The organism is Pseudoduganella sp. UC29_106, assembly GCF_044055365.1.
Taxonomy (GTDB): domain Bacteria; phylum Pseudomonadota; class Gammaproteobacteria; order Burkholderiales; family Burkholderiaceae_D; genus Rugamonas.
In genome coordinates this window covers 2,185,014-2,211,162 of sequence record NZ_CP171977.1, presented here as the reverse complement: position 1 = coordinate 2,211,162, position 26,149 = coordinate 2,185,014, and the positions used below count along the sequence as shown (strand labels likewise).

The 26,149-nt window shown below is 63.3% G+C and carries 28 protein-coding genes and 3 pseudogenes; 17 read left to right on the top strand and 14 right to left on the bottom strand.

Going from position 1 to position 26,149, the window contains the following annotated elements:
• Positions 1-72: 72 nt before the first annotated feature.
• Positions 73-492 carry a methyl-accepting chemotaxis protein gene (locus ACHMW6_RS11485; protein ID WP_395408585.1) on the top strand — a complete coding sequence of 140 codons (420 nt, stop codon included), beginning with the start codon at positions 73-75 and terminating at the stop codon, positions 490-492.
• On the opposite strand, the gene egtB is transcribed toward ACHMW6_RS11485, so the two are convergent.
• Positions 467-1,645: an ergothioneine biosynthesis protein EgtB gene (gene egtB / locus ACHMW6_RS11480; RefSeq protein ID WP_395407220.1), complete on the bottom strand. Its 1,179-nt coding sequence runs from the start codon at positions 1,643-1,645 to the stop codon at positions 467-469. The two genes, ACHMW6_RS11485 and egtB, sit on opposite strands and share 26 nt — an antisense overlap.
• 10 nt (positions 1,646-1,655) lie before the next feature.
• Positions 1,656-2,654 carry an L-histidine N(alpha)-methyltransferase gene (gene egtD, locus ACHMW6_RS11475; protein WP_395407218.1) on the bottom strand — a complete coding sequence of 333 codons (999 nt, stop codon included), beginning with the start codon at positions 2,652-2,654 and terminating at the stop codon, positions 1,656-1,658.
• A 96-nt stretch (positions 2,655-2,750) separates the two neighbouring features.
• On the opposite strand from egtD, the gene ACHMW6_RS11470 reads away from it, so the two are divergent.
• The 6 genes and pseudogenes from ACHMW6_RS11470 to ACHMW6_RS11445 all read left to right on the top strand — a co-directional run bounded on the left by ACHMW6_RS11470 (position 2,751) and on the right by ACHMW6_RS11445 (position 7,237).
• Positions 2,751-3,617 (top strand): putative selenate ABC transporter substrate-binding protein, encoded by an 867-nt coding sequence (locus tag ACHMW6_RS11470; protein WP_395407217.1) that lies wholly within the window; start codon positions 2,751-2,753, stop codon positions 3,615-3,617.
• A 3-nt stretch (positions 3,618-3,620) separates the two neighbouring features.
• Complete coding sequence (locus ACHMW6_RS11465; RefSeq protein WP_395407216.1) at positions 3,621-4,454, top strand: phosphonate ABC transporter ATP-binding protein; 834 nt, start codon at positions 3,621-3,623, stop codon at positions 4,452-4,454.
• Positions 4,454-5,293, top strand: a pseudogene (locus ACHMW6_RS11460) (PhnE/PtxC family ABC transporter permease); the annotation flags it as partial. The gene ACHMW6_RS11465 and the pseudogene ACHMW6_RS11460, both read left to right, overlap by 1 nt.
• Position 5,294: 1 nt before the next feature.
• Entirely contained in the window at positions 5,295-6,086 is a 792-nt protein-coding gene (gene phnE / locus ACHMW6_RS11455; RefSeq protein WP_395407215.1) for a phosphonate ABC transporter, permease protein PhnE, read from the top strand.
• Positions 6,087-6,090: 4 nt separating this feature from the next.
• Positions 6,091-6,772: pseudogene (locus ACHMW6_RS11450) on the top strand (ABC transporter ATP-binding protein).
• 174 nt (positions 6,773-6,946) lie between these two features.
• Positions 6,947-7,237 carry a hypothetical protein gene (locus ACHMW6_RS11445; RefSeq protein WP_395407214.1) on the top strand — a complete coding sequence of 97 codons (291 nt, stop codon included), beginning with the start codon at positions 6,947-6,949 and terminating at the stop codon, positions 7,235-7,237.
• 54 nt (positions 7,238-7,291) lie between these two features.
• Here the strand turns inward: ACHMW6_RS11445 and ACHMW6_RS11440 are convergent, their stop codons facing one another.
• The 9 genes and pseudogenes from ACHMW6_RS11440 to ACHMW6_RS11400 form a co-directional block, all read right to left on the bottom strand.
• Complete coding sequence (locus ACHMW6_RS11440) at positions 7,292-7,852, bottom strand: TetR/AcrR family transcriptional regulator (RefSeq protein WP_395407212.1); 561 nt, start codon at positions 7,850-7,852, stop codon at positions 7,292-7,294.
• 9 nt (positions 7,853-7,861) lie between these two features.
• Entirely contained in the window at positions 7,862-8,386 is a 525-nt protein-coding gene (locus ACHMW6_RS11435) for a DUF1348 family protein (protein ID WP_395407211.1), read from the bottom strand.
• 92 nt (positions 8,387-8,478) lie between these two features.
• Positions 8,479-8,997, bottom strand: coding sequence for a molybdenum cofactor synthesis domain-containing protein (locus tag ACHMW6_RS11430; RefSeq protein ID WP_395407210.1), 519 nt, complete (start codon positions 8,995-8,997; stop codon positions 8,479-8,481).
• The gene (fdhD, locus tag ACHMW6_RS11425; RefSeq protein ID WP_395407209.1) at positions 8,990-9,805 is read right to left on the bottom strand and encodes a formate dehydrogenase accessory sulfurtransferase FdhD; all 816 of its coding nucleotides are present in this window, start codon (positions 9,803-9,805) and stop codon (positions 8,990-8,992) included. The genes ACHMW6_RS11430 and fdhD overlap by 8 nt, the downstream gene beginning before the upstream one ends.
• Positions 9,806-9,902: 97 nt before the next feature.
• Positions 9,903-10,661: a GNAT family N-acetyltransferase gene (locus ACHMW6_RS11420; RefSeq protein ID WP_395407207.1), complete on the bottom strand. Its 759-nt coding sequence runs from the start codon at positions 10,659-10,661 to the stop codon at positions 9,903-9,905.
• Positions 10,662-10,766: 105 nt separating this feature from the next.
• Positions 10,767-11,288 (bottom strand): hypothetical protein, encoded by a 522-nt coding sequence (locus ACHMW6_RS11415; protein WP_395407206.1) that lies wholly within the window; start codon positions 11,286-11,288, stop codon positions 10,767-10,769.
• Positions 11,289-11,339: 51 nt separating this feature from the next.
• Positions 11,340-12,794, bottom strand: a complete 1,455-nt coding sequence (locus tag ACHMW6_RS11410; RefSeq protein ID WP_395408584.1) for a Ppx/GppA family phosphatase — start codon at positions 12,792-12,794, stop codon at positions 11,340-11,342.
• Positions 12,795-13,017: 223 nt separating this feature from the next.
• Positions 13,018-14,076 carry a GGDEF domain-containing protein gene (locus tag ACHMW6_RS11405; protein WP_395407205.1) on the bottom strand — a complete coding sequence of 353 codons (1,059 nt, stop codon included), beginning with the start codon at positions 14,074-14,076 and terminating at the stop codon, positions 13,018-13,020.
• A 118-nt stretch (positions 14,077-14,194) separates the two neighbouring features.
• Positions 14,195-14,471 (bottom strand): annotated as a pseudogene (locus ACHMW6_RS11400) (hypothetical protein).
• Positions 14,472-14,610: 139 nt separating this feature from the next.
• Here ACHMW6_RS11400 and ACHMW6_RS11395 point away from each other — a divergent pair.
• The 4 genes from ACHMW6_RS11395 to ACHMW6_RS11380 all read left to right on the top strand — a co-directional run bounded on the left by ACHMW6_RS11395 (position 14,611) and on the right by ACHMW6_RS11380 (position 18,546).
• Positions 14,611-15,375: a transferase spermidine synthase gene (locus ACHMW6_RS11395; protein WP_395407204.1), complete on the top strand. Its 765-nt coding sequence runs from the start codon at positions 14,611-14,613 to the stop codon at positions 15,373-15,375.
• A gap of 87 nt (positions 15,376-15,462) precedes the next feature.
• Positions 15,463-16,572, top strand: coding sequence for a CHASE domain-containing protein (locus ACHMW6_RS11390; protein ID WP_395407203.1), 1,110 nt, complete (start codon positions 15,463-15,465; stop codon positions 16,570-16,572).
• Positions 16,487-18,331 (top strand): putative bifunctional diguanylate cyclase/phosphodiesterase, encoded by a 1,845-nt coding sequence (locus ACHMW6_RS11385; protein ID WP_395407202.1) that lies wholly within the window; start codon positions 16,487-16,489, stop codon positions 18,329-18,331. Before ACHMW6_RS11390 ends, ACHMW6_RS11385 begins: the two co-directional genes overlap by 86 nt.
• Before the next feature lie 26 nt (positions 18,332-18,357).
• Positions 18,358-18,546, top strand: coding sequence for a hypothetical protein (locus ACHMW6_RS11380; RefSeq protein WP_395407201.1), 189 nt, complete (start codon positions 18,358-18,360; stop codon positions 18,544-18,546).
• On the opposite strand, the gene ACHMW6_RS11375 is transcribed toward ACHMW6_RS11380, so the two are convergent.
• Positions 18,547-19,026, bottom strand: a complete 480-nt coding sequence (locus ACHMW6_RS11375) for an acyl-CoA thioesterase (RefSeq protein ID WP_395407200.1) — start codon at positions 19,024-19,026, stop codon at positions 18,547-18,549.
• A 195-nt stretch (positions 19,027-19,221) separates the two neighbouring features.
• Here ACHMW6_RS11375 and ACHMW6_RS11370 point away from each other — a divergent pair, with 195 nt between their 5' ends.
• The 3 genes from ACHMW6_RS11370 (at position 19,222) to ACHMW6_RS11360 (ending at position 22,834) form a co-directional block, all read left to right on the top strand.
• The gene (locus ACHMW6_RS11370; RefSeq protein WP_395408583.1) at positions 19,222-20,037 is read left to right on the top strand and encodes a transposase; all 816 of its coding nucleotides are present in this window, start codon (positions 19,222-19,224) and stop codon (positions 20,035-20,037) included.
• Positions 20,038-20,127: 90 nt separating this feature from the next.
• On the top strand, positions 20,128-21,444 hold the full coding sequence (locus ACHMW6_RS11365) for a M16 family metallopeptidase (RefSeq protein WP_395407198.1): 1,317 nt from the start codon (positions 20,128-20,130) through the stop codon (positions 21,442-21,444).
• Between the two features lie 4 nt (positions 21,445-21,448).
• Positions 21,449-22,834 (top strand): M16 family metallopeptidase, encoded by a 1,386-nt coding sequence (locus ACHMW6_RS11360; protein ID WP_395407197.1) that lies wholly within the window; start codon positions 21,449-21,451, stop codon positions 22,832-22,834.
• Between the two features lie 91 nt (positions 22,835-22,925).
• Here ACHMW6_RS11360 and ACHMW6_RS11355 read toward each other — a convergent pair whose 3' ends face one another.
• Both ACHMW6_RS11355 and ACHMW6_RS11350 read right to left on the bottom strand, forming a co-directional pair.
• Complete coding sequence (locus ACHMW6_RS11355; protein ID WP_395407196.1) at positions 22,926-23,288, bottom strand: hypothetical protein; 363 nt, start codon at positions 23,286-23,288, stop codon at positions 22,926-22,928.
• A gap of 66 nt (positions 23,289-23,354) precedes the next feature.
• Positions 23,355-23,492 (bottom strand): hypothetical protein, encoded by a 138-nt coding sequence (locus ACHMW6_RS11350; protein ID WP_395407195.1) that lies wholly within the window; start codon positions 23,490-23,492, stop codon positions 23,355-23,357.
• 186 nt (positions 23,493-23,678) lie between these two features.
• Here ACHMW6_RS11350 and ACHMW6_RS11345 point away from each other — a divergent pair, with 186 nt between their 5' ends.
• The 3 genes from ACHMW6_RS11345 (at position 23,679) to ACHMW6_RS11335 (ending at position 26,142) form a co-directional block, all read left to right on the top strand.
• The gene (locus ACHMW6_RS11345) at positions 23,679-23,837 is read left to right on the top strand and encodes a hypothetical protein (RefSeq protein ID WP_395407194.1); all 159 of its coding nucleotides are present in this window, start codon (positions 23,679-23,681) and stop codon (positions 23,835-23,837) included.
• A gap of 296 nt (positions 23,838-24,133) precedes the next feature.
• Positions 24,134-24,976 (top strand): MaoC family dehydratase N-terminal domain-containing protein, encoded by an 843-nt coding sequence (locus tag ACHMW6_RS11340; protein WP_395407193.1) that lies wholly within the window; start codon positions 24,134-24,136, stop codon positions 24,974-24,976.
• A gap of 8 nt (positions 24,977-24,984) precedes the next feature.
• A complete protein-coding gene (locus ACHMW6_RS11335; RefSeq protein WP_395407192.1) occupies positions 24,985-26,142 on the top strand; it encodes an acyl-CoA dehydrogenase family protein in 1,158 nt (385 codons plus the stop codon).
• The last annotated feature ends 7 nt before the right edge of the window (positions 26,143-26,149 follow it).

Here is a 26,149-nt window from a genome sequence, read left to right as displayed (position 1 = left end):
CGCTGAACGCCGCCGTCGAAGCAGCCCGCGCCGGCGAACAGGGGACGCGGCTTCGCCGTCGTCGCCGGCGAAGTGCGCAACCTCGCCGCCCGCTCGGCCGCTGCAGCGCAGGAGATCAAGGCTTTGATCGCCGATTCAGTGGAACAGGTCGAAACCGGCGCCCGCCTCGTCCAGCAAGCCGGCGTCACGATGGACGAAGTCGTGGCCTCGGTCAGCCGCGTGACCACCATCGTCAGCGACATCACCCTCGCCACCACCGAACAATCGGACGGCATCGAGCAGGTCAACGTCGCCATCACCCAGATGGACGAAACCACCCAGCAAAATGCCGCCCTGGTCGAAGAAGCCGCCGCCGCGGCCGCAGCCATGCACGAACAGGCGGACGCCCTCGAAAAACTGGTCAGCCAATTCCGCCTGTCCGGGGATGGTCAGCAGCGCCGCATCGAGGCACGCGGCAGAAAGTTGATCAGCGGGCCAGCCGGATCCCCGTGAACTGCCAGCGGGCAGTCGCGGGGAAGAAATTGCGGTAGCTGGCGCGGGAGTGGCCGGACGGCGTGGCTTGCGAGGAGCCGCGCAGCACGTACTGGTTGACCATGAACTTGCCGTTATACTCGCCCAGCGCGCCCTCTACCGGGCGGTAGCCGGGGTACGGCGCGTAGCTGCTGCTGGTCCATTGCCAGCAGTGGCCGAAGAGCTGGCGCAGGCGCTCGTCGGCGCTGGCGACTTCCCATTCGGCTTCGGTCGGCAGGCGGGCGCCGGCCCAGCGGGCGTAGGCGTCGGCTTCGAACATGGACAGGTGGGCAGCGGGCGCGCGCAGGTCCAGCGGCGCCAGGCCGTGCAAGGTGAATTCATGCCAGCGCCCATCGCGCAGCTGCCAGTAGATCGGCGCGGACAGGCGCTGCGCATTGATCCAGTCCCAGCCCTCGGCCAGCCACACTGCAGGATCGCGGTAGCCGCCCGCCTCCACGAAGGCCAGGAACTCGCCATTCGTCACCAGGCGCGAGGACAATTCGAACGGCGCGACATAGGCGCGGTGGCGCGGCAATTCATTGTCGAAGCAGAAGCCGTCGCCGCCATAACCGATGTCGGCAAGGCCGGCATCAAAACCAATCCAGGCCAGCGGACCGGCCGGTTCGGCGTCCGGCGCGGACGCAGCGTGATAGGCCGGCATCAGCGGGTTCTGCGCCAGCAAGTGCTTCACATCGGTCAGCATCAGTTCCTGGTGCTGCTGCTCGTGCTGCAAGCCCAGCGTGATCAGGTTCGCCAGTTCAGGCGAAATCCCTGCGCTGATCAGCACCGCCATGCGCTCATCGACGTTGGCGCGGTAGGCGCGCACTTCGGCCATCGAAGGCCGCGTCAGCAAGCCACGCTGGGGACGCGGGTGCTTCTCGCCGACACCGTTGTAATAGGAATTGAACAGCACGCGGAAGGCGACATGGAAAGGCTTGAAACCGCGCTCCATGCGCTCCAGGATGAAGGTCTCGAAGAACCAGGTGGTGTGCGCGAGGTGCCACTTGATGGGACTCGCATCGGGCATCGATTGCGCGCTGCAGTCTTCGTCCGACAGCGGCTCCGCCAGCGACAGCGAGGCGGCACGGACAGTCTGGTAACGCGCGGCCCAAAGGCCCGCATCGTGCATATGCATGGGATTCTCCCTATTCCGCTACACGGGCGTGCATCACGGCGAACCATTCGGCTGCGTCGGTCCACACGCCATCGACGCGGAAGCCTGCCTCGGCCAGCAAGGCCGTAAAGCTTTCGCGCGTGTACTTGTAGCTGTTTTCGGTATGAATGCGTTCGCCGCGTGCGAACGCGCGCTCGCCGCCGCTCCAGCGCACGGTCTGCGCTTCAAGCGCTTCCAGGTGCATCTCGATACGGCTTTCTGCTGCATTGAAGAAGGCGATGTGGCGCCACAGCGTCACGTCGAAATTCGCGCCGGCCAGGTGATTCAGGTGGCGCAGCATGTTCAGATTGAAGGCCGCCGTGACGCCGATGGCGTCGTCATAGGCCGCGTTCAGAACGCCATGGTCCTTGACCAGGTCCACCCCGATCAGCAGGCCGCCGTCGGCGCCAATGTTCTCCCGCACATGGCGCAGGAAGTTCACTGCCTCGCGCGGCGTGAAGTTGCCGATCGAGGAGCCGGGATAGAAGAACTGGCGCCGCTCATGCCCCACTTCCGGCGGCAGCGCAAAGGGCCCTGCCAGGTCCAGCGCCAGCGGCGTCATCTCGATGTGCGGGAAGCGCTGGCGCAGGCGCTCGACGGCGCCGTTCAGGAAGTCGCGCGAGATGTCGATGGGCACATAATGCTTCGGCTGCAGCAGCGGGAACAGGCTGGCCGCCTTGGCGCAGTTGCCCGCGCCCAGATCGAGCAGCGTCATGCCAGGGCCCGTGCAGGCTGCCATGTCCGCGCCATGGGCGGCGAAGATCGCGGCTTCGGTGCGCGTGGGATAGTATTCGGGCAATTCGGTAATGGCTTCGAACAGCTTCGAGCCCATGCCGTCGTAGAAGTATTTTGGCGAGACCGCGGCCTGCGGCGCCAGCAGGCCGGCGCCAATCTCTGCAATAGTGGCGCTGTCGCCATGGGCGGCGCCCACCGCAGGCTGGTTCGCTTCAGGTTCAACCACGCGCATCGCTGCGGAACGGGACGAGGTCATGACAAGGCTCCAATGACATTTTTGTTATGATAGCTGAATATCCAAGATACCGCGCCCCGTTGACCCTTGGCGCACCCAATAACAAAGGACCTGAAAATGACCTTCTCTCCCCTCCGTACCCTGAAAACCCTGATCGCTGCAAGCCTGATGTTTGCCGCCGCACATAGCCAGGCGCAGCAAGTCCTGCGCGTTTCCGCTATTCCGGACGAAGCGCCGACCGAACTGCAGCGCAAGTTCAAGCCGCTGGGCGAGTACCTGGAGAAAAAACTCAACATGAAGGTCGAGTTCACGCCGGTCACCGATTACGCGGCCTCCGTCGAAGGCCTGGTCAACCATAAGCTGGACATGGTCTGGTTCGGCGGCTTCACCTTCGTGCAGGCCAAGGACCGCAGCAAGGGCCAGGTAGTGCCGCTGGTGCAGCGCGTGGAAGACGAGAAGTTCCGCTCCGTGTTCATCACCACGTCCAAGAACATCAACAGCCTGCAGGACCTGAAGGGCAAGACCCTGAGCTTCGGTTCCGAGTCCTCGACCTCCGGCCACCTGATGCCGCGCTCCTTCCTGCTGGCCGCCAAGATCGATCCGGACACCGACCTGAAACGCATCGCCTTCAGCGGCGCCCATGATGCGACGGTGGCCGCCGTTGCAGGCGGCAAGGTCGATGCCGGCGCGCTCAACATCTCCGTCTGGGAAAAGCTGATCGAACAGAAGAAGGTGGACACCGGCGCCGTGCGCGTGTTCTACACCACCCCGCCCTACTTCGACTACAACTGGACCGTGCGCGCCGACATGCCGGCGGAGCTGAAGAAGAAAATCACCGACGCCTTCCTGGCCCTGGACAGCAGCACGCCTGAAGGCAAGGCCATCCTGGACCTGCAGCGCGCCACCAAGTTCATCCCGACCAAGGCCGAGAACTACGTGAACATCGAAGCCGCCGCCAGGAACGCGGGCCTGCTGCAGAAGTAATCAATGACCCAACCTGGCAACAATACGCCGCTGTACCGCCTGACGAATCTGTCGGCGCGCCACAGCGGCGGCACGCGGGACTATGCGCTGCAAGGCCTGGACCTGCAACTGAACGCCGGCGAACCGGTAGCGGTAATCGGCCCTTCCGGCGCCGGCAAGACCACGCTGCTGGCCGTCCTGGCGCTGGCGCACAAGCCGGACGAAGGCGGTTTCGAAGTCTTCGGCCAGTCGCCATGGCAGCTGGGCGAAGCCGCCCGCCATGCCTTGCGCGCCCGCCTCTTCCTCGCTCCGCAAACCCCGCCGCTGCCGCCGCGCCAGCGCGTGGTGACGGCGGTGCTGGCCGCGCGCCTGCCGCACTGGGGCTTGTGGCAATCCCTGGTATCGCTGGTCAAGCCCGCCGATCCCGAAGCGGCCTTTCGCGCGCTGAGCCGCCTGCACCTTGGCGATAAACTGTATTCCCGCGTGGACCGCCTGTCCGGCGGCGAGCGCCAGCGCTGCGGCCTGGCGCGCCTGCTCATGTCCTCGGCCGAAGTGCTGCTGGTGGACGAGCCATTGTCGGCGCTGGACCCGGCCCTGTCCCCAGCTCGTCACCACGACGCTGATCCAGGAAGCGCGCGACCGCAAGGCCCTGCTGGTATGCAGCCTGCACCAGGTGGACATGGCGCTGGCCCACTTCCCGCGCATCGTTGCGCTGCGCCACGGCCGCATCGTGTTCGACCTGCCGCGCGAGCAGGTTACGCAGGCGATGATAGACGAGCTGTATCAGGGCGAAGATATGGCGAAGCCTTCATGCCTGCCGACTTCTCCACCAAGCTGGCCATTGGCGCCTGCATGTAATGCAAACCGTTCCTGCAGTTCCCCAATCCGAACGCCACCCTGATCCCGCCTGGCGCGGCCGCGTGGCGTTCACGCTGCTGGCCCTTGTGCTGCTGTGGCCCATGATCGTGGCCAGCGAGTTCAATCCGGCCATCCTGTTCGATGCACAGAGCCTGCAGGCCACGTGGCGCTTCCTGGCTGCCTTTGTGCCGCCCGCGCATTCCGCTGAATTCCTGCAGATGCTGCTCACCGAAACCTGGAAGACCGTCGCCATCGCCACCTGCGGCCTCGCCCTGGCCATGCTGGGCGCGGTGCCGGCCACGCTGATCGTCACCGAGCGCCTTTCCATATCGCGCCTCGGCACCGGTCGCATGGCGCTGGCCCCGCGCGCCCTGCGCCAGCTGGTGCGCTGGGTTCTCATCGTACTGCGCAGCGTGCCGGAACTGGTGTGGGCGCTGCTGTTCGTGCGCATCATCGGCCTCGGCCCGACGGCCGGCGTGATGGCAATCGCCCTCACCTATTGCGGCATGCTGGGCAAGGTCTATGCGGAGATCCTCGAATCCTCCGAACACCTAGCCAGCGACACGCTGCTACAGAACGGCAGCGGACGGCTGGCGGCCTTCCTCTATGGCGCGCTGCCGGAATCGGCGTCCGAGCTGGTGTCCTACACCGTGTACCGCTGGGAGTGCGCAATCCGCGGCTCCGTGGTGATGGGCTTCGTGGGGGCGGGCGGACTTGGCCAGCGCATGGACGAATCGATGAAGATGCTGGCGGGCGATGAAGTGTCGTCCATGCTGATCGTGTTCGTGCTGCTGGTCGCAGTGGCTGACCTCATTTCGCGATTCCTGCGCAGGAGGCTGGATGAACCAGCAGATGCCGCCGCCGCCACCGCGCGACTGGGCCGGACGAGCCTTCCTCCTGGCGCTGGCCGCGCTGGTCGTGGCCAGCTTCGCGACGCTGGACCTGAAATGGTCCGCCTTCTTCACTACCGATGCGGTGCACAGCGTCGCCGAATTCCTGCGCGGCTTCGTCCCGCCCGAAACGGGCAGCGGCTTCCTGCGCAAGCTGGCACTCGCCACGGGCGAAACGCTGGCCATGTCCGCCCTGGGCACCCTGCTGGCCGTTGCCGCCGGCCTGCTGCTGGCGATTCCCGCGGCGGGACGTTTCGGCCGCGCCGCGCGTGCGGCCGTGCGCGGCGCGCTGAATGTGCTGCGCTCGATTCCGGAGCTGGTATGGGGCGCCATCCTGCTGATCGCCGCCGGCCTCGGGCCCTTCGCCGGCACCCTGGCGCTGGCGGCGCACACCTCCGGCGTGCTGGGACGCCTGTTTGCCGATGCGCTGGAAAACGCGCCGCCCCTGCCGGAACAGAGCCTGCGCACCAATGGCGCCTCGCCGCTGGCGGCCTTCTTCTACGCCACGCTGCCGCAAACGCTGCCGCAGATGCTGTCCTACACGCTCTACCGCTGGGAAAACAATATCCGTGCCGCCGCCATCCTCGGCGTGGTCGGCGCCGGCGGACTGGGGCAGATGCTGAAGTACCACCTGTCCCTGTTCCAGATGCAGCGCGCGGCCTCCGTGGTGCTGGCGATGCTGCTGCTGGTGGCCCTCGTCGACGCGCTGAGTTTTGCCATGCGCCGCACCCTGACCCGATAAAAACATGCTGGAACTGCGCAACCTCAGCAAATCCTACGTGCCCGGCCGCCCCGTGCTGGACCGGCTAAGCCTGGACATTCCGACCGGGCGAATTCGTCGCCATCATGGGCGATTCCGGCGTGGGCAAATCCACGCTGCTGAACCTGATCGCGGGGCTGGACCAGCCGGACGACGGCGCGGCCTCGCCTATCCTGGTCGATGGCGTTGCCATGTCCGCACTCGATGACGACGCAGCTACCAGGCTGCGGCGCGAGCGCATGGGCTTCATCTTCCAGGCCTTCCATGTGCTTCCCCACCTCACGCTGCGCCAGAACGTGGCCCTGCCCCTGCTGCTGAACGGACTGCCGGACGGCCGCGCCGACGAAATGCTGTCCGCCGTCGGCTTGGGCGGGCGCGAGAACGATTATCCGCACCAGCTTTCCGGCGGCGAGATGCAGCGCGTGGCGATCGCCCGCGCCCTGGTGCACCGCCCGGCCCTGGTACTGGCCGATGAACCCACCGGCAACCTCGATCCCGAAACGGCCCACGCCATCCTGGAATTGCTTCAGAAGGAAATCCGCGCCAGCGGAGCCTGTACCATTTTAGTGACACATTCTCCCGCCGCGGCCGCCATGGCCGACCGCATACTAAGACTTACAAAGTCCGGTTTACGCGAAACTCGCCCTGTCAACCCGACAGCGCAATGACTTCCATTATTTTTTACATAAAACCTCGCAAAAATTTGTAACCGTAGTATGATTTAGTTAACTTGCTTGGTCATATTTACAACAACACACGCCACGCCAGGGACAAACCAAAAATCAGTGGCGCCAGACAAGCATTGCCTTTCTATCCATGGTGTTAAATTCAGGGAGGAGCAAATGAGCGTCAGGCAAAAAAAACTGGAGTTGATCGAAGCGATGAACCGGGCACGGGCTTTGGAACCCTCAAGCTTCGTCCCGAATAAGTTACTCGATACTCTGATCGAGAAGATGCACCTGAAGAACGATGCGGAGCTGTGCCGTGTGCTGGAAGTTCAGCCCCCGATCATCAGCAAGATCCGTCATCGCAAGCTGGCAGTAGGGGCCACCATCCTGCTGCGCATGCATGAGAAATCCGAGCTCTCCATCCGGGAACTCAAGGAACTCTCGACTGCCTCTCAAGTGCACTAAGCCTAGCACGATGCCAGGCGCCGGCATCGCAGTCACCCGGCGCCAATCTCTTCCTTACTGCGCCAGCAAGCGAGCGCGCAGGCGATCCAAAGTAGCAGTGAACATATCCGTGCGATCGAATGCACGCGCCAGCACCAAAGCTCCCTGAATGCCACCCACTACCTCTTCCGCCAGAGCACGCGCGTCCTCGGCATTGCGGCCGGCCCTGATCAGCGCGGCAGCCAGCGCATCGATCCAGGCGGCGAAGTAATCGCGGACCCGCTCCGCAAAACGGTCGCGCTCATTGCCGAGCGCGAACACGCCAACCAGGCAGACCTTGCGGCCGGACAGGAAATAGCGGCCGACTTCGTCGAACATGGCAGCGATGCCCCCGGCCGCGTCGGCGCTTTCGCGCAGCGGCTCGAACACGTGGCGCCTGAACCAGTCATCGATCTCGGCCAGAACAGCCGCCGCCATTTCCTCCTTGCCGCCCGGGAAAAAGTGGTAAATGCTGCCCTTCCCCAACCTGGTCCCTTCGGTGATGCGGGCCAGGCTGGCCCCTTCGAAACCATAGGTGCGGAAGACTTCCGCCAGCAGCGGGACCACATCCTCCCGTTCCGCAATTACTCTCGCCATTACTACTCCTCAAAAACCAAAATCGCTCAGGCCCGGATGGTCGGCCGGACGCGGGCCGCTGGCATCCCAGAAGAACTTGCGCTCTTCCGGCTTGATCGGGTGCTCGTTGATGCTGGCGTGACGGTGGTGCATCAGGCCGTTCTCGTCGAATTCCCAGTTCTCGTTGCCGTAGGCACGATACCACTGGCCGGAATCGTCATGGTATTCGTAGGCGAAGCGCACGGCAATGCGCGAGCCGTCATGCGCCCACAACTCCTTGATCAGGCGGTAGTCGAGTTCGCGCGTCCATTTGCGCTTGAGGAAACCGATGATCGCTGCGCGGCCCTGCGCGAATTCGCCGCGGTTGCGCCACCAGCTGTCCTCGGTATAAGCCAGGGCGACTTTTTCGGGATCGCGCGTGTTCCAGCCGTTCTCGGCCAGGCGGACTTTTTCGATGGCGGTTTCGCGGGTGAAGGGCGGCAGGGGGTGGGCGGGTGGACATGGGGTTTCTCCTTTAAATGTACCATTCGGAACACTATGTACCGATCGGTACATTCACTATAGGCTGAGGCTGGCTGTTGCGCAAGGGCTTTTTTAAAACCCACGGCGTAAATCAGGTGTCAGGCACGATGTGCCTGACACCAGGGTCACGCCGTGGGTTTTTCCAAGCCGCGGAAGCGGGAGGCGAAATTGCAGGGTTTGTGGCGGGAATCGAGCTGCTCGGCCAGGATGCCGTGCCAGGCCAGCGCGCAGGCGCCGGGGGAGCCGGGCAGGCAGAAGATCAGCGTATCGTTGGCCAGTCCGCCCAAGGAGCGCGCCTGCAGCGCGCTGCTGCCGATATCGTCATGGGACAGTTGCCGCAGCAGTTCGCCGAAGCCGGGGATTTCGCGGTCCAGCAGGGGCAAAACCGCTTCCGGCACCACATTATTCGCTGCAAAGCCCGTACCGCCATTGGTCAGCACCACCTGCACTTCCCCGTCGGCGATGCAGTCGCTCAGTACGCGGCGGATCTGATAGAGGTTGTCCGGCACGATGGCGCGCCGCACCAGCTGGTGGCCGGCAGCCTGCAGGCAGTCGGCCAGCAAGTCGCCCGAGCTGTCATCTTCCGCCGTGCGGCGCGAACTGATGGTGAAAACGGCGCAGCGCAGGCTGACCGGATCAGCCATGCGCCACCTCTGTGTACTCGACGAAACCATCCTCGCGGCAGAAGCTGACCAGTTTCAGGCCGGCCTGGCGGGCGATGTCGATGGCCAGCGAAGTCGGCGCCGAGATGGTCGCCAGCATGGGGATCTGCATGCGGGCCGCCTTGCGGGCCAGCTCGTAACTGGCGCGGCTGGAGAGGAAAACGAAGCCGCTGCGCATATCCGTGCCCTGCATGGCGAGGTGGCCCACCAGCTTGTCCAGGCCATTATGACGGCCCACGTCCTCGAACACGCGCAGCACGGCGCCATCGCGGCTGCACCAAGCGGCGGCATGCACCCCGCCTGTCTCGCGCATCAGGTCCTGGTGCTCGCGCAGTTCGCGGGCGGCGCGGGCGATCGCGGGCGGCAGCGGATCGGGCAACACGGCCGGCGCCATCGGTTCGGGGTCCAGGTCCAGCAGCTCCAGGCTTTCGATGCCGCATACGCCGCAGCCGGTGCGTCCCGCCAGCGAACGGCGGCGCTCCTTCATCTGCATGAAGGCGCCCTGGGCGATGGTCAGCTGCACCTCGGCTGCGGCGGGCAGCACGCGGGCTTCCACATCATAGATTTCGGATTCGGAGCGGACGATGCCTTCGGTCAGCGCAAAGCCGACCGCCAGTTCTTCCAGGTCGCGCGGCGTGGCCATCATCACGGCGTGGGAAATGCCGTTGAAGACCAGGGCGACCGGCACTTCCTCGGCCACATTGTCCAGCGCGTGCACGGCGCTGGGGCCGCGGTGGCGCACGATGGCGCGTTCCTGGTAGCCAGCGCGGAGCGGGAGATCGCAGTCCATATTTCACCTCATTCTTACCATGCCAGTCTGCATGGTAAGAACAGAGGCGCTGCGCCCGCGTGCACAGTTAGGCACGCGGCGCAGGGGTACAGTTGCCTCAGGCGGCCACGCCGTAGTGGCGGGCGTAGCGGCTGTCCAGGTTCGCCAGCGGCATCATCACGAACAGGTCGGCGCTTTCGAAATCAGGATCCCAGGCCGGTTCGCCGCAGATCCAGGCGCCGGAGCGCATATAGCCTTTCAGCAGGGCCGGCACCTGGGCGCTGCGCGCCGGCTCCACCTGGCCGATCGGGAACGGCAGGTGCGGGGTCACGCGGTACTCCGGCGGCGCCATATGGGCCTTCTGCAGGTGCTGGTACACGGCGACGGCATTGTGGCCGCCGTCCGCCAGGCTGATGCTGGCGCAGCCGGTCAGGTATTCGCACTGGTGGCGGCGCATGTATTCGGCCAGGCCGGACCACAGCAGCATGATCACGCTGCCGCCGCGGTAGTCGGGATGAATGCAGGCGCGGCCCGCTTCCACCATGCGGCCACGCAGGTGGCGCAGGCGGCCCAGGTCGAATTCGTTCTCGGAATAGACGCGGCCCACTTTGCGCGCGCCTGCAGGGTTCAGCAGACGGTAGGTGCCAACGACTTTGAGGCTGTCAGCTTCACGCACGATCAGGTGATCGCAGACGTCGTCGAATTCATCGCTGTCCAGGCCATCTTCGCTGGCCAGGGACGTCAGGCCCATGCTCTCAATGAAGACCTTGTAGCGCAGGCGCTGCACTTCGCGCAGTTCTTCCTGAGTGCTGGCCATGCTCAGCGTCAGGCGGCCACTGATGACCTTCTGGTCGGCTACTTGGATGATAGTTTGCATGCTCTGCCTCCTTGTTGAGTCAGAGCAAGCGTAACTATCGATTACTGCCAGAAAATGACAAAACCGTGTCAGTTTTATGACATGGCCACACTCCCCGGCGTGCGATCACACTTTCTTTGGACGGCCCGTCTTCAGCTGTGGCAGGGATGCCAGAACGCTTTGCAGCGTTGCCAGGTCGATCTGGCTGATCAGGGCGACGCCGATGCGCAGCAATTCGCTCTTTTTCACCTCAAAACCAGCCTTCAGGCAAGCTTTCTTGACCTGGCCAAGCACGGCGTATTCGGCTTCCGGCATGGTGAAGCTGTCACGCACCAGTTTTTCCTTGCGTGGCTTCAGCACGTCAACTTCTTTCTCCACCGGCCTCACGGCTTTCGGCGCCTTCACCGGCTTCACGGCCTTGGCTCGCTTCGCCGGCTTGGCGGCGGTCTTGGCCGCGGGCGCCTTCCTGGCAGCCGGTTTCACGGCGGTAGTCGTCTTGGCAGCGGGCTTGGCGGCCGGCTTGGCGGCAGCTTTCGCTGCAGGCTTGGCGGCGGCGGACTTGGCGGCCGGGCGGGCTGCGGTTTTGGCGGCGGGTTTGGCAGCCGGCTTGGCGGCTGTTTTAGCGGCCGTCGTCTTGGTGGCGTTCATGGATATTCCTCAGGATTGAATAATATAAACAATATATACTATTTTTTGCTTTCAGGCAGCAGTCCGGATGCTGAAATCCACTCCAACCTCGTCCCAGAACTCCTGCTCCTTCTCGATCCAGTATGACAGCGTAGGATGTTCCGCCACGCGATCGCGCTTCACTTCCAGATCAATTCTGTTCTTCATGCGCAGGCGCACCGACTTCTCGTCGACAGGAATGCGCGAGTGCATGAACAGGATGGCAAGCCGCAGCGCCACCACTGCCTTTGCGAAATCGCTGTCCAACAGGTACTCGGTCACCTTGCGCAGATTGCCCTTCTGGGCCAGGATCATCCGCCCCATGACTTTCTGTTCGCGAGTGGTAAAACCTGGCAAGTCGGCATTTTCCACCATGTAGGCGGCATGTTTGTGGTAGCCGGTCTGCGATACCACCGCGCCGGTTTCGTGCATCAGGGCGCTCCAATATAAATAGCGCTGCATCGAATCGCCGGACGGCTTCATTTGCAAAAAGAGCGTCAGCGCATCATCCGCCACCCGGTCGGCGCGGACTTCGTCAACGTGAAACTTCTTAATGTAGAAGCGCACCGACTCTTCGCGCCGGTCGCGCCGCACGGAGCGCATGTACAGGTCCCACATCACGCCCAGGCGCAGACCCGCCTCCACCGGCTCCAGGCGCTGCACGCCCAGTTCGTGCATCACGCCGATCAGGATGGCCAGGCCGCCGATCACGGTGCTGGCGCGGTCCGGACGCAGGCCGGGCATGTCGATCTTGCCTACCTGGCCGAAGGAGATGAAGCGCTGGCGTACTTCATCCAGGCTGGCGGGCGTGATGCCGTCGCCCAGCTTGTTCTTCTCGATGATTTCGGCAATGGCGCGGATGGTGCCGGAGGAGCCATAGGCCCGCTTCCAGTACTCCGGATGATATGGCGGCGCCCCATCCTCGAAATGGCTGCGCGCGGACAGAATCGCGGCTTCGAAGGAAGGCGCATCGACCCTGCCATTGATGAAGAAGGAAAGGCTCTGTTTTACGCTGCCCACGCTGAACGATTCGGCGCGCTCGATGTCCAGGCCGCGTCCCAGGATCAGCTCCGTGGAACCGCCGCCGATGTCCACCACCAGGCGGCGCTCGGCCGGCTGGCCCAGCGCATTGGCCACGCCCATATAAATGAGGCGCCCCTCTTCCTCGCCGGAGATGATTTCAATGGGCGCTCCGATGGCCAGTTCGGCCTGCGGCAAGAAAGCGGACGCATTGCGCGCCTGGCGCATGACGGCGGTGGCCACCACGCGCACGGCGTCCAGGTCGTAGGCGGCCAGCACTTGCCGGAAAGTCTTCAGGCAATTCAGCGCGCGCTGCATCGCGTCCTGCGTCAGGTTGCCCGACGCATCGAGGCCCGCGGCAAGCCGGATCGGCTCGCGCTGCGATTTCAGTATACGGATAACTTCTCCATCGTGCTGGCCGATGGAAAGGCGAAAGCTGTTGGAGCCGAGATCGACGGCGGCAAACATAGTCGATTCCATTTATATCGTTTATACCGAAAATGCTACCACATTACCGGGGTATTGTTACGGGGTAATGACACAGGGTAGCGGCGATATTTTACGCCGTCGTGACGCAAGCACGGCGGATCGAATGATCCGCCCTACGCCGCAGTGGTGCATTCGTACGTTCCGTCACGGCGCGTAGGGCGGATCATTGATCCGCCGTGCCTGCATCCCGGGGACGCATGCATCAAACCTCGGCCGCTTCGGACGCTTCCGCGATCTGATTATGTCCGCGCAAAATGGCCGCCTGCAACGCCTCGTCGGCGCGCTTGAACAGGCTGACGGTGCTGTCATCGGCGCGGATGGTGGTCACGCCCATGCTCGCCGTCAGGCTGATAAGAGCGCGCTCGGTTTTCACCGGCATATTGGCGATCGCAGAGCGCACGCGTTCGGCCACGATTTTAGCGTCTGCCAGCGAGGTGCGCGGCAACTGGATCGCGAATTCCGCGCCGCCCAGGCGGCCGATCAGGTCGGAATCGCGCAACTGCTTGCGGCAAGTATCCACCATGGCTTTCAGCGCCGCATCGCCTGCATTGTGGCCATAGCTATCGTTGACGCGCTTGAACTGGTCCAGGCTCAGGATGATCAGGGCGGTCGGCTGGCCGGGGCGACGCGCCAGCGCCATCCATGGCGCCAGCGCCTGATAGAAGCCGCGGCGGTTCGGCACATCCGTCAGCGGATCGATGATTTCCAGGCGTTTCAGTTCCCCCTGCAGTTTTTCCTTGGACAGCAGCAGGTAGCCGAAGGCATTGGTCAGCATCATCAGATAGAAGGCGCCAAAGCCGAACATCTGAAGGGCGGCGGCACTGAGCCAGGAGGAGCCATCCGGCTGCAGTGCCGTCAGCGCACCGCGCGCGGCCACCACCACGGTCAATACAAACATGGCGATGACGAGGAAACGGCGCAGCATGCTGCCATGGCGCCAGGCGACGGCCAGCGCCGCCACCCCCGACAGGAAGAAGGCGCTCACCAGCAGCGAACCCGCTGCCACGCGCAGGCCGGGATCGGCGTCGGCAAAATGAAGCCCCAGCAGCGCCGCTATGGAGGCCGCCAGCCCGGGCAGCAGCACGTGGCGCCAGGCCGGCTTGCCGGCCGCTTCCCACAGCGCGCCCGCATCCAGCGCGAAACCGGCCAGCAGCACCGCCATGGCGGCGGGACCGGACAACCACTCCGGCACCACACCGCGGAAATACAACAGGAACCAGGCCACGGCCTGGCATTGCTTGGCCACCGCCCAGGTGGACAACGTCAGCGATTTCTGCTCTCGTACTCGAAGAAAAACAGGGCGGCGCACAGGCTCAGATTGCCGAGCGCCAGGGCGAGAACCAGGGTCTTGATGTCCATTGCAATGCGGCCGCGCCGCGTTAAATCTCGTGTTCGACGTTGGTGCTGCCATCGCCCATCTTGCTGGCCCAGGCTTTGGTAAAGAGTTCTTTTTTCTTCCTCGGAGGGAGTATCGTGCCAGAACACGATCAGCGTGCCCTTGTGGTCATGCAGCTGGCTGACCTTCTCGATGAAGTGCTCCTTGCCGGACATGTCGGCCAGGGCCGCCACATAGCCGTACACGCGGGTCAGGCGGTCGATGCGGTCAGGCTCGGTAAAGCTGTTGGTTGCGGTGATGGTCGGGTGATCTAAAAACATGCTCTTCTCCGTTCGGCCCCCGGGGCATTATGGTTGGCAATGTACCTATAAAAGTTGCCGATGTAAACGTGATACCGGTACACTTTGTCTCGAGCCCGCGAGCTTATCAGAACATCAGTGTTGACAACAAGCCAGCAAAATGTCTACCGCCATCTATAAGCGGCCCCAGGTCCGCCGGCGCGGGCGCCACCTGTCGCTCGAATTCACGCCCGGCGAAGTGCAGAGCCAGATGGACCCGGCCGATCCCTACAGCCTGGTGCTGGCCTACGCCCGCGCCATGATGTGCTTCGTGCTGTTCAAGCCGCGCCCCCAGCATATCGTAATGGTGGGCCTGGGCGGCGGCTCGCTGGCCAAGTTTTGCTACCGTTACCTGCCCCACAGCCGCATCACCGTGCTCGAACTGCGCGAAGACGTGATCGCCCTGCGCGAGAGTTTCGCCATCCCCCCGGACGACGAGCGCTTCCGCGTCATCCATGCCGACGCTGTGCGTTATATGCCGCAGCTGCGCGACTCGGCCGACGTGCTGCTGGTGGACGGCTTCGACGAAGGCGGCCTGCCGCCCTCCCTGACCAGCGCCCGCTTCTACGCCGACTGCCGCCGCGCCCTGCGTCCCGACGGCGTGCTGGTGGCGAACGTCTTCAGCTACGACCCGAACTACCGCGCCATGCTGACCCGCCTGCGCGACTGCTTCCAGGAACGCATCTGCCAGTTCGCCGGCATCGCCGGTAACAACCGCATCGTGTTTGCCATCCGTCCCGGCCGCGCCCCGGGCGCACCGGCCAGCCGCATGCAGCGCCGCGTAGCCGCCTGGGGCGGGTACGGTCCGGGCCTGGGCTTTGCCCTCGCCAACCGCATGCTGGCCCAATGGACTGTTGCGCGCTTGCGCCGCGCCTTGGGCGAATAGTTGTTAAATATTTCCATAGTGCACAAACTTATGCCACACTGAAGGGCGCAGCCTCACGTCCCCGGGCTGCTTTTTCCAGGGAAGAGCATGGCGCATCGCCGCAGGAGAACATCGGTATACGGAGCAGCGGCACTGACTTTTGGTGCAGGCCTCGCTGTTACCGCCGTTCTCTTCGTGGCCGTCAGCGCCCTCGAATACGGCAAGCAGGAACTGGGCTTCCAGCAGCGCGCCAATGCGCGCGTGGCAGCCATCCGGCGCGGCCTGGATGATGCGGTTGAAGTACTGAGTGTGACCAACCAGCTGTTCCGCACCGTCGCTCCCGTGTCACGCGAACAGTTCTACACCTTCAGCAAACCGCTGCTGGAGCGCTACCCCTTCATCCAGGCCTTCAACTTCCACCGCCTGCTGCCGCATGCCGACCGTGCGGCCTATGAAGCGTCCATGCGCGTCGAGCATCCCGGTTTCACGATCACCGAACTGACGGACACCAGCCTGGTCGCCGCGCCGCAGCACCCTTTCTACAATGTGGTCGACTACATCGAACCGCTGGCCGGCAATGAAGCGGCCCTTGGCCTGAACGTCGCACCCAACCTGGCCGTGCAGGACGCCATCGAGCGCATCCTGCAGACCGGCCTGCCGTCCGCCACTTCGCTGCTGCGCCTGGCCCAGACACCGTCCGGCCAGCGCGGCTTCATCCTGATCATGCCGGTCTACCGTCCCGGCGCGCCAACGGATACCTATGCGGAGCGGCATGCGGCCTGGCTGGGCGACACGGCGGCCGTGATCCGCATCCATCACCTGGTCTACACCATCCTGCAAAACAATGGCCTGCTGGACGATCCGCAAGTCATGCTGCGCGTGTATGCGGACGACCCTGCACAGCCGGAAAACCTGGTCTACAGCCACGGCGTGCGCACCGGTGACAGTGGCAGCAGCCTGCTGCACGACTGGCTGAACTTCCACTACCGCGACAGCGAATTGCGCAGCTTCGATGTACTGGGCCGCACCTGGCATGTGCGCGTGGAAGCCCTGCCCCGGCCCTTCCTGGACGATCACCTGGGCTCCCTCGGCACCCTCCTGGGCGGCATCCTGTTCAGCATACTCGAGTGCGGTGCTAGTGCATACGCTGGTGCAGCGCTCGCGCCGCGTGCAGCTGCTGGTCGATGCGCAAACCGCCGACCTCCAGCGCAGCAATGAGCGCCTGAACGCCGACGTGGCAGCGCGCAAGCGCACCGAACGCGCGCTGCAGGAAAGCGAGCAGCGCTTCCGCCGCCTGCTGGCCCTGTCCTCGGACTGGTACTGGGAGCAGGACTCGCAGTTCCGCTTCACGAACATCACGGCCGGCTTCTTCGAAAAAGGCCGCCTGACGCGCGAAAACTACATTGGCCGTACGCGCTGGGAATCCAACCCGGACATGCTGAACACCAAGTGGGGCCGCGAACACATCGCCCGGCTGCAGGCGCGCCTGCCCTTCTCCAACCTCGAATACGCGATCGCCGGCAACGACGGCGTCATGCGCTGGTACACCACCAGCGGCGAACCGCACTACGATGCACAGGGCAATTTCAAGGGCTACCGCGGCGTGGGCAGCGAGATCACGGGCCGCAAACTGGCCGAGCAGCGCATCCAGCACATCGCCCACCACGACGTGCTGACAGGCCTGCCGAACCGCATGCTGCTGCAGGACCGCCTGTCGCAGGCCATCGCCTACGCCAACCGCAGCGGGCATCCGCTGTGGGTGATGCTGATCGACCTCGATCGCTTCAAGTTCGTCAATGACAGCCTGGGACACAAGGCAGGCGACCTGCTGCTGAAGACCGTCGCCACGCGCCTGCAATCGAGCGTGCGCGAAAGCGACACGGTGGCGCGCCTGTCCGGCGACGAATTCGTGGCGGTGCTGAGCGAGTATCCTGACGAATCGCTGTCGCCGGTGATCATCGAGCGCGTGATGAAGGCGCTGGCCCAGCCGGTCATGCTGGAAGGGAAAGAGTTCTTCGTCACCTGCTCGATCGGCGTGGCCGTGTACGAAGCGGACGGCACGCCGGCCGAGCGCCTGATCGAACATGCGGACATCGCCATGTACTCCGCCAAGAAGCAGGGACGCAACTGCTTCCAGTTCTACCAGCCCGCGATGAACGAAGAAGCGCAGGAACGCATCCGCATCGAAAGCGCGCTGCGCAATGCGCTGGAGCGCGACGAATTCGTGCTGCACTACCAGCCGCAGGTCGATCTCGACTCCGGACGCATCGTCGGCATGGAAGCGCTGCTGCGCTGGCAGCATCCGGAACTGGGCATGGTGCCGCCGGCCCGCTTCATTGGACTGGCCGAGGAAACGGGACTGATTGTGCCGATCGGCGCCTGGGTCCTGCGCACCGCCTGCGCCCAGGCCAAGACCTGGCACGAGGCGGGCTACGAAGGACTGCGCGTGGGCGTGAATCTGTCGGCGCGCCAGTTCGGGCAGCAGAACCTGGTCGCCTCGATTGCCACTGCGCTGGCCGAAACGGGACTGCCGGCATCGGCGCTGGAGATCGAGCTGACCGAGAGCCTGTTCATGAACGATGTCACGCAGGCAGTGAACCTGCTGCACGAACTGAAGGCGCTGGGCGTGGCGCTGGCCATCGACGATTTCGGCACCGGCTACTCCAGCTTCTCTTACCTGCGCAACTTCCCTATCGACGTCCTGAAGATCGACCGCTCCTTCGTGTCGGACATCGCCACCGATGCGGACGATGCCGCGATCGTGGTCTCGATCATCGCCCTCGCCCATAACCTGCAGCTACGCGTGATCGCGGAAGGTGTAGAATCTGAAGAGCAGCTGGAATTCCTGCGCCGTCACGGCTGTGACGAAATGCAGGGCTACTATTTCAGCCGCCCGGTCGCCCCGCCGGAGTTCGAGCAATTGTTGCATGAGGGCAAACAATTGGATGGCGGTCAGCCAGCCCTGTTACGGGCCTGACCGGCCCGAAACAGGGAAAACAACAAATGCAAACGAATACTCTGCACCGTCAACAGGTGCGTTCCGACTATCGCACCCGCGACGTGGTGAACCAGGCGATTGCCGCCCTGCCCGAAATCGGCCTGCGCCGCGCCGCCGAATTCCTCGCCGCCATGGGCGTACCGCACGACGTCGCGGTGCGCACGCTGATCTACCCGTCGCAGCGCCGCCATTAACTACTTCTTGCGCGCCAACGCCACCTGCTGCCGCGCCGCCTTGCGCAATTTCGCCTGTTCGAAGCGCGCCTTCTGTTCCTCCGTCTCCGGCACCAGGGTCGGCACCTGCAGCGGCTTGCGGTCCTTGTCCACGGCCACCATTGTGAAATAGCAGCTGTTTGCATGGCGCACCAGGCGCTGCTGGATATTCTCGGTCACCACGCGGATGCCCACCTCCATCGACGTGGAGCCCGTGTAATTGACCGACGCCAGGAAAGTCACCAGCTCGCCCACATGGATAGGCTGCAGGAACATCACCTGATCCACCGACAGCGTCACCACATAGCTACCCGAATAGCGGCTCGCGCAGGCATACGCCACGCTATCGAGCAGCTTCAGGATTGCGCCCCCGTGAACATTCCCGGAAAAATTCGCCATATCCGGCGTCATCAAAACAGTCATCGTCAGCTCATGAGCCGACCAGTGCATCGGGCTTTCCATCTCACATCCTTCTAAAATTCGGGGTCAGCTCTGTCATTCGGACACGCAGCCGCATTCTTTGATAAATCTCAATACGCTGCCGTTGTTATTGTCGCCTACTTCGCGCTTCCTTGCTCAATAACAATGATGCCCTGGTAGGCGAGCGCTACACTAGCGCGATGACCAGACCTTTACGGCTAAGAATTCGACGGGGCCCTGTACCACGTCATAGCGCGCGGTAACCGGCGCGGCGCCATCTATCGCACCCACAGCGACCGGCTGGTCTGGCTATCCCTGCTCGGCGAAACCTGTGAACGCTTCAATTTCCGAGTGCATGCCTACTGCCAGATGACCAACCACTATCACATGGTGGTCGAGACCGTTGGCGGCCGACTGGCGCGCGGCATGCGCTACCTCAATGGAAATTATTCGCAGTACTTCAACCGGCAGCATGAGCTCGTTGGGCATGTATTCCAAGGCCGCTATACGGCAATCTTGTGCCAGCGCGAAACCTATCTGATGGAGCTGTCACGCTACGTTGTGCTGAATCCCGTGCGGGCGAAGCTGGTCTCGCAACCCGTCGAATGGCCCTGGAGCAGCTACCGGGCAATCGTGGGCCTGCACGATGCGCCATCATGGCTGCAGCACGACTTAACGCTGGCGCATTTCGACGCCCACCAGGCCAGCGCGCGCCGGGCGTATGAAGAGTTCGTACTGAAAGGTATAGGCAAGCCCAGCCCGCTCGCAGCAATCAGGAACCAGCTGTTTCTTGGTAACGACGATTTCTGCGAGAACTTCATCGACCACCAGGTGCCCGGCGACCTGATCGAAGTCAAACGCGCGCAACGGCGCGCTATCGTGCACGCCTTGCCCGACTACTTCAGACAGTACCGAGATCCGAAAGAGGCGATGGCGATGGCCTACCTGTCGCTCGGATATTCGATGCACGAAATTGCCCGATATTGCGGGGTTTGCGTGAAAACCGTGCAGCGGGCGGTGAAAAAGTCCCGAGAAATCAAGCGGACGTCTTGAGATAAATCAAAGGTGCTGCGCGCGTGTCCGAATGACAGAGCTGACCCCGAATTTTGGTATGCTTTCCAGAAACAACGAATAGGGGGGCGTATGAAGTGGAAACTGTTGGCGGCAGGGGTGGTGTATGCCACGGCGGCGTATGCGCAGGCGGCGTTGACGGCGGAGCAGGTGAAGTCGTTCACGCTGGCGAACGGGATGAAGTTCATTGTGCTGGAGAGCAGCGCGATCCCGAATGCGAATATGTATACGTTCTGGAAGGTCGGCTCGCGCAATGAGGCGACGGGGACGACGGGCTTGTCGCACTTCTTCGAGCACATGATGTTCAACGGGTCGAAGAACTACGGCCCGAAGCAGTTCGACCGCACGATGGAGGCGAAGGGCGGCGCGAACAACGCCTATACGAACAGCGACGTCACCGTCTATCAAGACTGGTTCCCCGCCAACGCGCTGGAAACCGTGTTCAAGCTGGAGGCCGACCGCATCGCGCATTTGAGCATCGATCCGAAGATGGTCGAGAGCGAGCGCGGGGTCGTGCTGTCGGAACGCAGCACGGGCCTAGAGAACTCCAATGTGCGCATGATGATGCAGGACTTGAACAGCGTCGCCTTCACCGCCCACCCCTACGCCATCCCCACCATCGGCTGGGAGTCGGACATCAAGGCCTGGACCCAGAAGGACCTGGAAAACTACTTCCGCACCTACTACGCGCCGAACAATGCGGTGGCGGTGATCGTTGGCGATGTGAAGGCGGACAATGTGAAGCGGCTGGCCACGAAATACTTCGGCAGCATCCCCAAACGCCCTGCCCCGCCGGCCGTGCGCACCGTGGAGCCGGAACAGAAGGGCGAGCGCCGCCTCTTCATCGCCAAGCCCTCGGCCAGCGCGCCGAATGTGATGGTGGCGTACAAGGTCCCCGAAGCCGGCCACGCGGACTTCTACGCGCTCGACGTGCTGCAAAGCGTGCTCGCCGAAGGCAAGACTTCGCGCCTGTACCGCGCGCTGGTGGACGCGCAAATCTCCAACAGCATCGCCGCCTTCAGCACGGAAGGCTTCGATCCCGGCCTGCTGTACTTCTACACCGTCTCCGCCGGCCACGTTGGCGCGGACAAGGTGGAGCAGGCCCTGCTCGATGCGCTCGACAAGGTGATCAAGGAGGGCATCACGGAACAGGAGCTGCAAAAGGCCAAGAATGCCAAGCTGCTGAACATCTACCGCGCGCAGGAAACCATCAACGGCAAGGCGCTCCAGCTGGGCAACCACGAAGTCTTCTTCGGCGACTATCACAAGATGTTCGAAGCGCCCGCCGCCTACGAGAAGCTCACCGTGGCCGATATCCAGGCCGTCGCCGCCAAATACCTGAAGAAGTCGCAGCGCACTGTCGGCGTGCTGGCTGCGCAGGAGGAATAAGCACATGAAGCAAATCTTCGCCCTGGCGCTGGCCGCCAGCGCAGTAACCGCAAGCGCCGCCGACTTCAAGCTGCCCGTCTTCGAAACGACAATGCTGCCGAATGGCCTCACCGTGTACCTGATGGAGCGCCACGAGGTGCCCATCATTTCGGTGCGCGCCGTGGTGAAGGCCGGCGCGGTCAACGACGGTCCGCAAGCCGGCCTGTCCAACCTGACCGGCGACGCGATCCTGCTCGGCAGCCAGGCCCATAACAAGGCCGCCATCGATGAAGCCTTCGATTTCCGCGGCGGCGCGATTTCCGGCGGCAGCGGCACGGAACAGAGCAGCGTGCAGGCCAACTTTGCGCGCAAGGACATCCCGGTGCTGCTGCCGCTGTTTGCGGAACTGGTACAGCAACCAAGCTTCGATGAGAAGGAGCTGGACAAGCTGGTCGGCCGCAAGATGAATGTGCTGCGCCAGGCCAAGGAGAGTCCGCGCCAGGTGGCCGGCACCTATTACCGCGCCATGCTGTTCGGCCCCGCGGCGTATGGCAATCCTGTCGGCGGCACGGTCAACAGCCTGGGCGCGCTGAAGCAGGCGGACGTGCAGGGCTTCCACCAGCGCTTCTTCCGTCCCGATAATGCGGCCATCATCGTGGTGGGCGACTTCGATCCGGCCGAGATGCGCAGGCAGGTCGAGACTCTGTTCGGACAATGGCGCGCCGAAGGCCCATCACCGCAGCGCGCCGATTACGGCAAGGTGGTGGCGGACAAGCCGCGCGTCTGGCTGGTCAACAAGGCCGACGCCATCGAGACGACTTTCCTGATCGGCGGTCCGGGCGTCGCGCGCAACGATCCGGACTATGTGCCGCTGCAGGTGCTGAACACGGTGCTGGGCGGACGCTTCACGTCCTGGCTGAACGAGGAGCTGCGCACGAACTCGGGACTTAGCTACGGCGCGAACAGCTCGTTCAATCCGCTGTCGCAAACTGGAACGTTCTCGGTGTTTTCCTTTACCGCGCAGCCCAAAACCGAAGCGGCGCTGGACCTGGCGCACAAGACTTACGATCGCCTGTTCACCAAAGGCATCGATAAGGCGACGCTGGATTCGGCCAAGGCTTATGTGAAGGGCCAGTATCCGCCGCGCTTCGAAACGAGCGAGCAGCTGGCTGCCCTGCTGGGCGATATGTATGCGCTGGGCGTGAGCCGCGAGCAGATCGATAACTTTATGCGCGATGTGGACAGCGTGACGCCGGAACGCGCGAAGCTGCTGATCGGGAAGCACTTCCCGCGACAGAACCTGCAGATGGTGATGGTGGGGAAGGCGGAGGCGATCCGCGGGATCGCGGCCAAATACGGTGAGGTGACGGAGCTGGAGATCACGGCGGACGGCTTCACACCAAAACCCTGACCCCTGGTGTCAGCCACTACGTGGCAGACACCTCAGCCCGCGCCGCCTACCTAGTGTCTGCCACATCGTGGCAGACACTAGCGCCCTGGTTTCAGATGCCGTGCGCCTCAATATCCGCCAGCGACTCCCGCCCCTTCTCAGTCACCGTAAAGCCACCACCTTCCACCGCCACGATGTGCGACTTCTTCCCCAGGAACAGCGCCACATCCGCATCCAGCGGCGCAGAAGCATCAGCCGTCAGCGCCTTCAGCGCCAGCACGCAGCGGCGCAGGAACAGCCGTTCCTTGCCTTGATCAGTGAGGGAAATCCGCCCGTCGCGGGCGAAGGAAATGAGTTTGATGCCGGACAGCCGTTTGCTGTTGCGGCCCACGCAGGCGCTGGGCTTGCCTTTGATGCCGCGGGCAATTTCTTCCAGCGCGTTGAATTCGTCAGTGCTCAGTTTTTCGTTTTTCATTGCTTGCTAAATCCATGATGGGCCATTGCGGCCATCATGGTACGCGCCCATCGGGGGCGCGGCAAGCTACTTGAACGCGCGCAGTGCCAGCAAGACCAGCACCAGGCCTGCCGCTGCACCCACGCACATCAGCGCCACCGCGCCGCGATTGTGCAGGTCGAGCCGGCGACCCAGATAAATCTTGTTGTGCAGGGAATTGCCCATATTGGCCTCCAGGGTTGCAATGAGACTGTCGATGTCTAAATTATAGGAAGTCTTTGATGACGCCCCTGTGACAGTGAGCACAAAACGCCACAAATATAACCTCAGCGCAACACTAGTTATTCGATAGCAACTCTGCGCCGCCCCAATAATCGCCCTGCTAGGATGAAGTGAAAGGAGGAATGAGCCATGAACCAGCCCTATGAACCAGACGAGTCCGAACGCCGCCACCACCTGATGGATGAGGAAGACATCGGCAGCGGGGAGAAAACCCCTGCCGAAAAAGAAATCGAGGAGGAAATCCGCAAGGTTCCTCCCCTGCCCTCGGAGCCGCCTAAGCCTTCATAGGCGGCGGCTTGGGAACCGGTTCCACGACGGGAGGATCCGCCGGCACCGGTTCGATGTCCGGCGGTGGTTCCTTTTCCGCCGGCGGTGGGGGTGTTTCGGGATCGGGGGTGATATGTGCCCGGATATCGATGGCGTGCATAGCATTTCTCCTCGATAAATATTGGCAAAAATTTACTGCTCAATTTTCAGATCGGGCGGCTTTTGGATTTATCAAGCCCCCCTTCTGAAAATGCAAATTGTCGCGGCGTTGTGTGCGCCATACACTGGCTCATCACCGCAAACTTAATGAGCCGACAATGTCCGACTTCGATCTTTCCCTGCTGCAGCAATGGATCGGCAAGTCCGAGAACCTGCACGACGTGGTCCGCCCAGAAGCTGTGGCGGCGCTCGCTGCCACTTTGGATAAGCCCGTTCCCGACCGGCTCCTGCCCCCGCTCTGGCACTGGATCAACTTCTGGTCCGTCGCCCCTGCCTCGCAACTGGGAGAGGACGGCCATCCGCGCCGCGGCGGCTTCCTGCCGCCCGTGCCGCTGCCGCGCCGCATGTGGGCCGGCGGCCGCCTGACTTTTCCCGAGCCGGTGCCGATCGGCGCCGCCCTGGCCCGCACTTCGTCCATCCTCGATGTGAAGGACAAGACCGGCGCCACCGGTCGCCTGGTCTTCGTGACGGTGCGCCACGAGATCCGCTGCGGCGGACGCCTTGCCGTCACCGAGGAACACGATATCGTTTATCGCGATATGCCGGCGCCCGATGCGCCGCCGCCCGCGCCCCGCCCTGCGCCGGCCGAAGCCAAATGGTCGCGTGAGATCACGCCCGATCCTGTGCTGCTGTTCCGCTACTCCGCGCTCACCTTCAACGGCCACCGCATCCATTACGACCGCAGCTACGTGACCGAAGTGGAAGGCTATCCTGGCCTGGTCGTGCATGGCCCGCTGATCGCCACGCTGCTGATCGAACTGCTGCGCGCCGAGCTGCCCGCCGCACGTGTGAAGTCGTTCAGCTTCCGCGCCGTGTCGCCGCTGTTCGACATCAATCCCTTCAGCGTTTGCGGCCGCCCCGAAGGCGATGGCCGCATCACTTTGTGGGCCCTGAATCACCGCGGCGAACTGGCTATGCAGGCCGAAGCCACCATCGAATGAGAGCAAGCATGCACACCAGCGACCAATACCAGGACATCCGCGACGCCGTGCGCGCACTGTGCGCCGAGTTCCCCGCCTCTTACCACCGCGAAGTCGACGAGGCGCGCGGCTATCCGGAAGCCTTCGTCGACGCGCTGACCAAGGCGGGCTGGCTGGCCGCGCTGATCCCGCAGGAATACGGCGGCTCCGGACTGGGCCTGACGGAAGCATCGATCATCATGGAGGAGATCAACCGCAGCGGCGGCAATTCCGGCGCCTGCCACGGCCAGATGTACAACATGGGCACCCTGCTGCGGCATGGGTCCAAAGCGCAGAAGGAGTTCTACCTGCCGAAGATCGCCAGCGGCGAACTGCGCCTGCAGTCGATGGCGGTGACCGAGCCGACAACCGGCACGGACACCACGAAGATCAAGACCACGGCCGTGCGCAAGGGCGACCGTTATGTGGTCAATGGCCAGAAGGTTTGGATCTCGCGCGTGCAGCATTCGGACCTGATGATCCTGCTGGCGCGCACCACGCCGCTGGCCGATGTGAAGAAGAAGTCCGAGGGCATGTCCATCTTCCTGGTGGACCTGCGCGAAGCCATCGGCAAGGGCATGAGCGTGCAGCCCATCCTGAACATGGTCAATCACGAGACCAATGAGCTGTTCTTCGAAAACCTGGAAATCCCCGCGGAGAACCTGATCGGCGAGGAAGGCAAGGGTTTCAAGTACATCCTGGACGGACTGAACGCCGAGCGCACGCTGATCGCCGCGGAATGCATCGGCGATGGCTACTGGTTCATCGACAAGGTCACGAAATACGTCAGCGAGCGCGAAGTGTTCGGGCGTCCCATCGGCCAGAACCAGGGCGTCCAGTTTCCCATCGCGAAAGCCTATGTGAATGTGGAAGCGGCCAACCTGATGCGCTTCAAGGCTTGCGAATTGTTCGACGCGCACCAGCCCTGCGGCGCGCAGGCGAATATGGCGAAGATGCTGGCGGCGGACGCGTCCTGGGAAGCGGCCAACGCCTGCCTGCAGTTCCACGGCGGCTTCGGTTTCGCCCATGAATACGATGTGGAACGCAAGTTCCGCGAAACGCGTCTGTACCAGGTGGCGCCGATTTCGACCAACCTGATCCTGTCCTACGTGGCCGAGCATGTGCTCGGGATGCCGCGTTCCTTCTGAAGAGGCC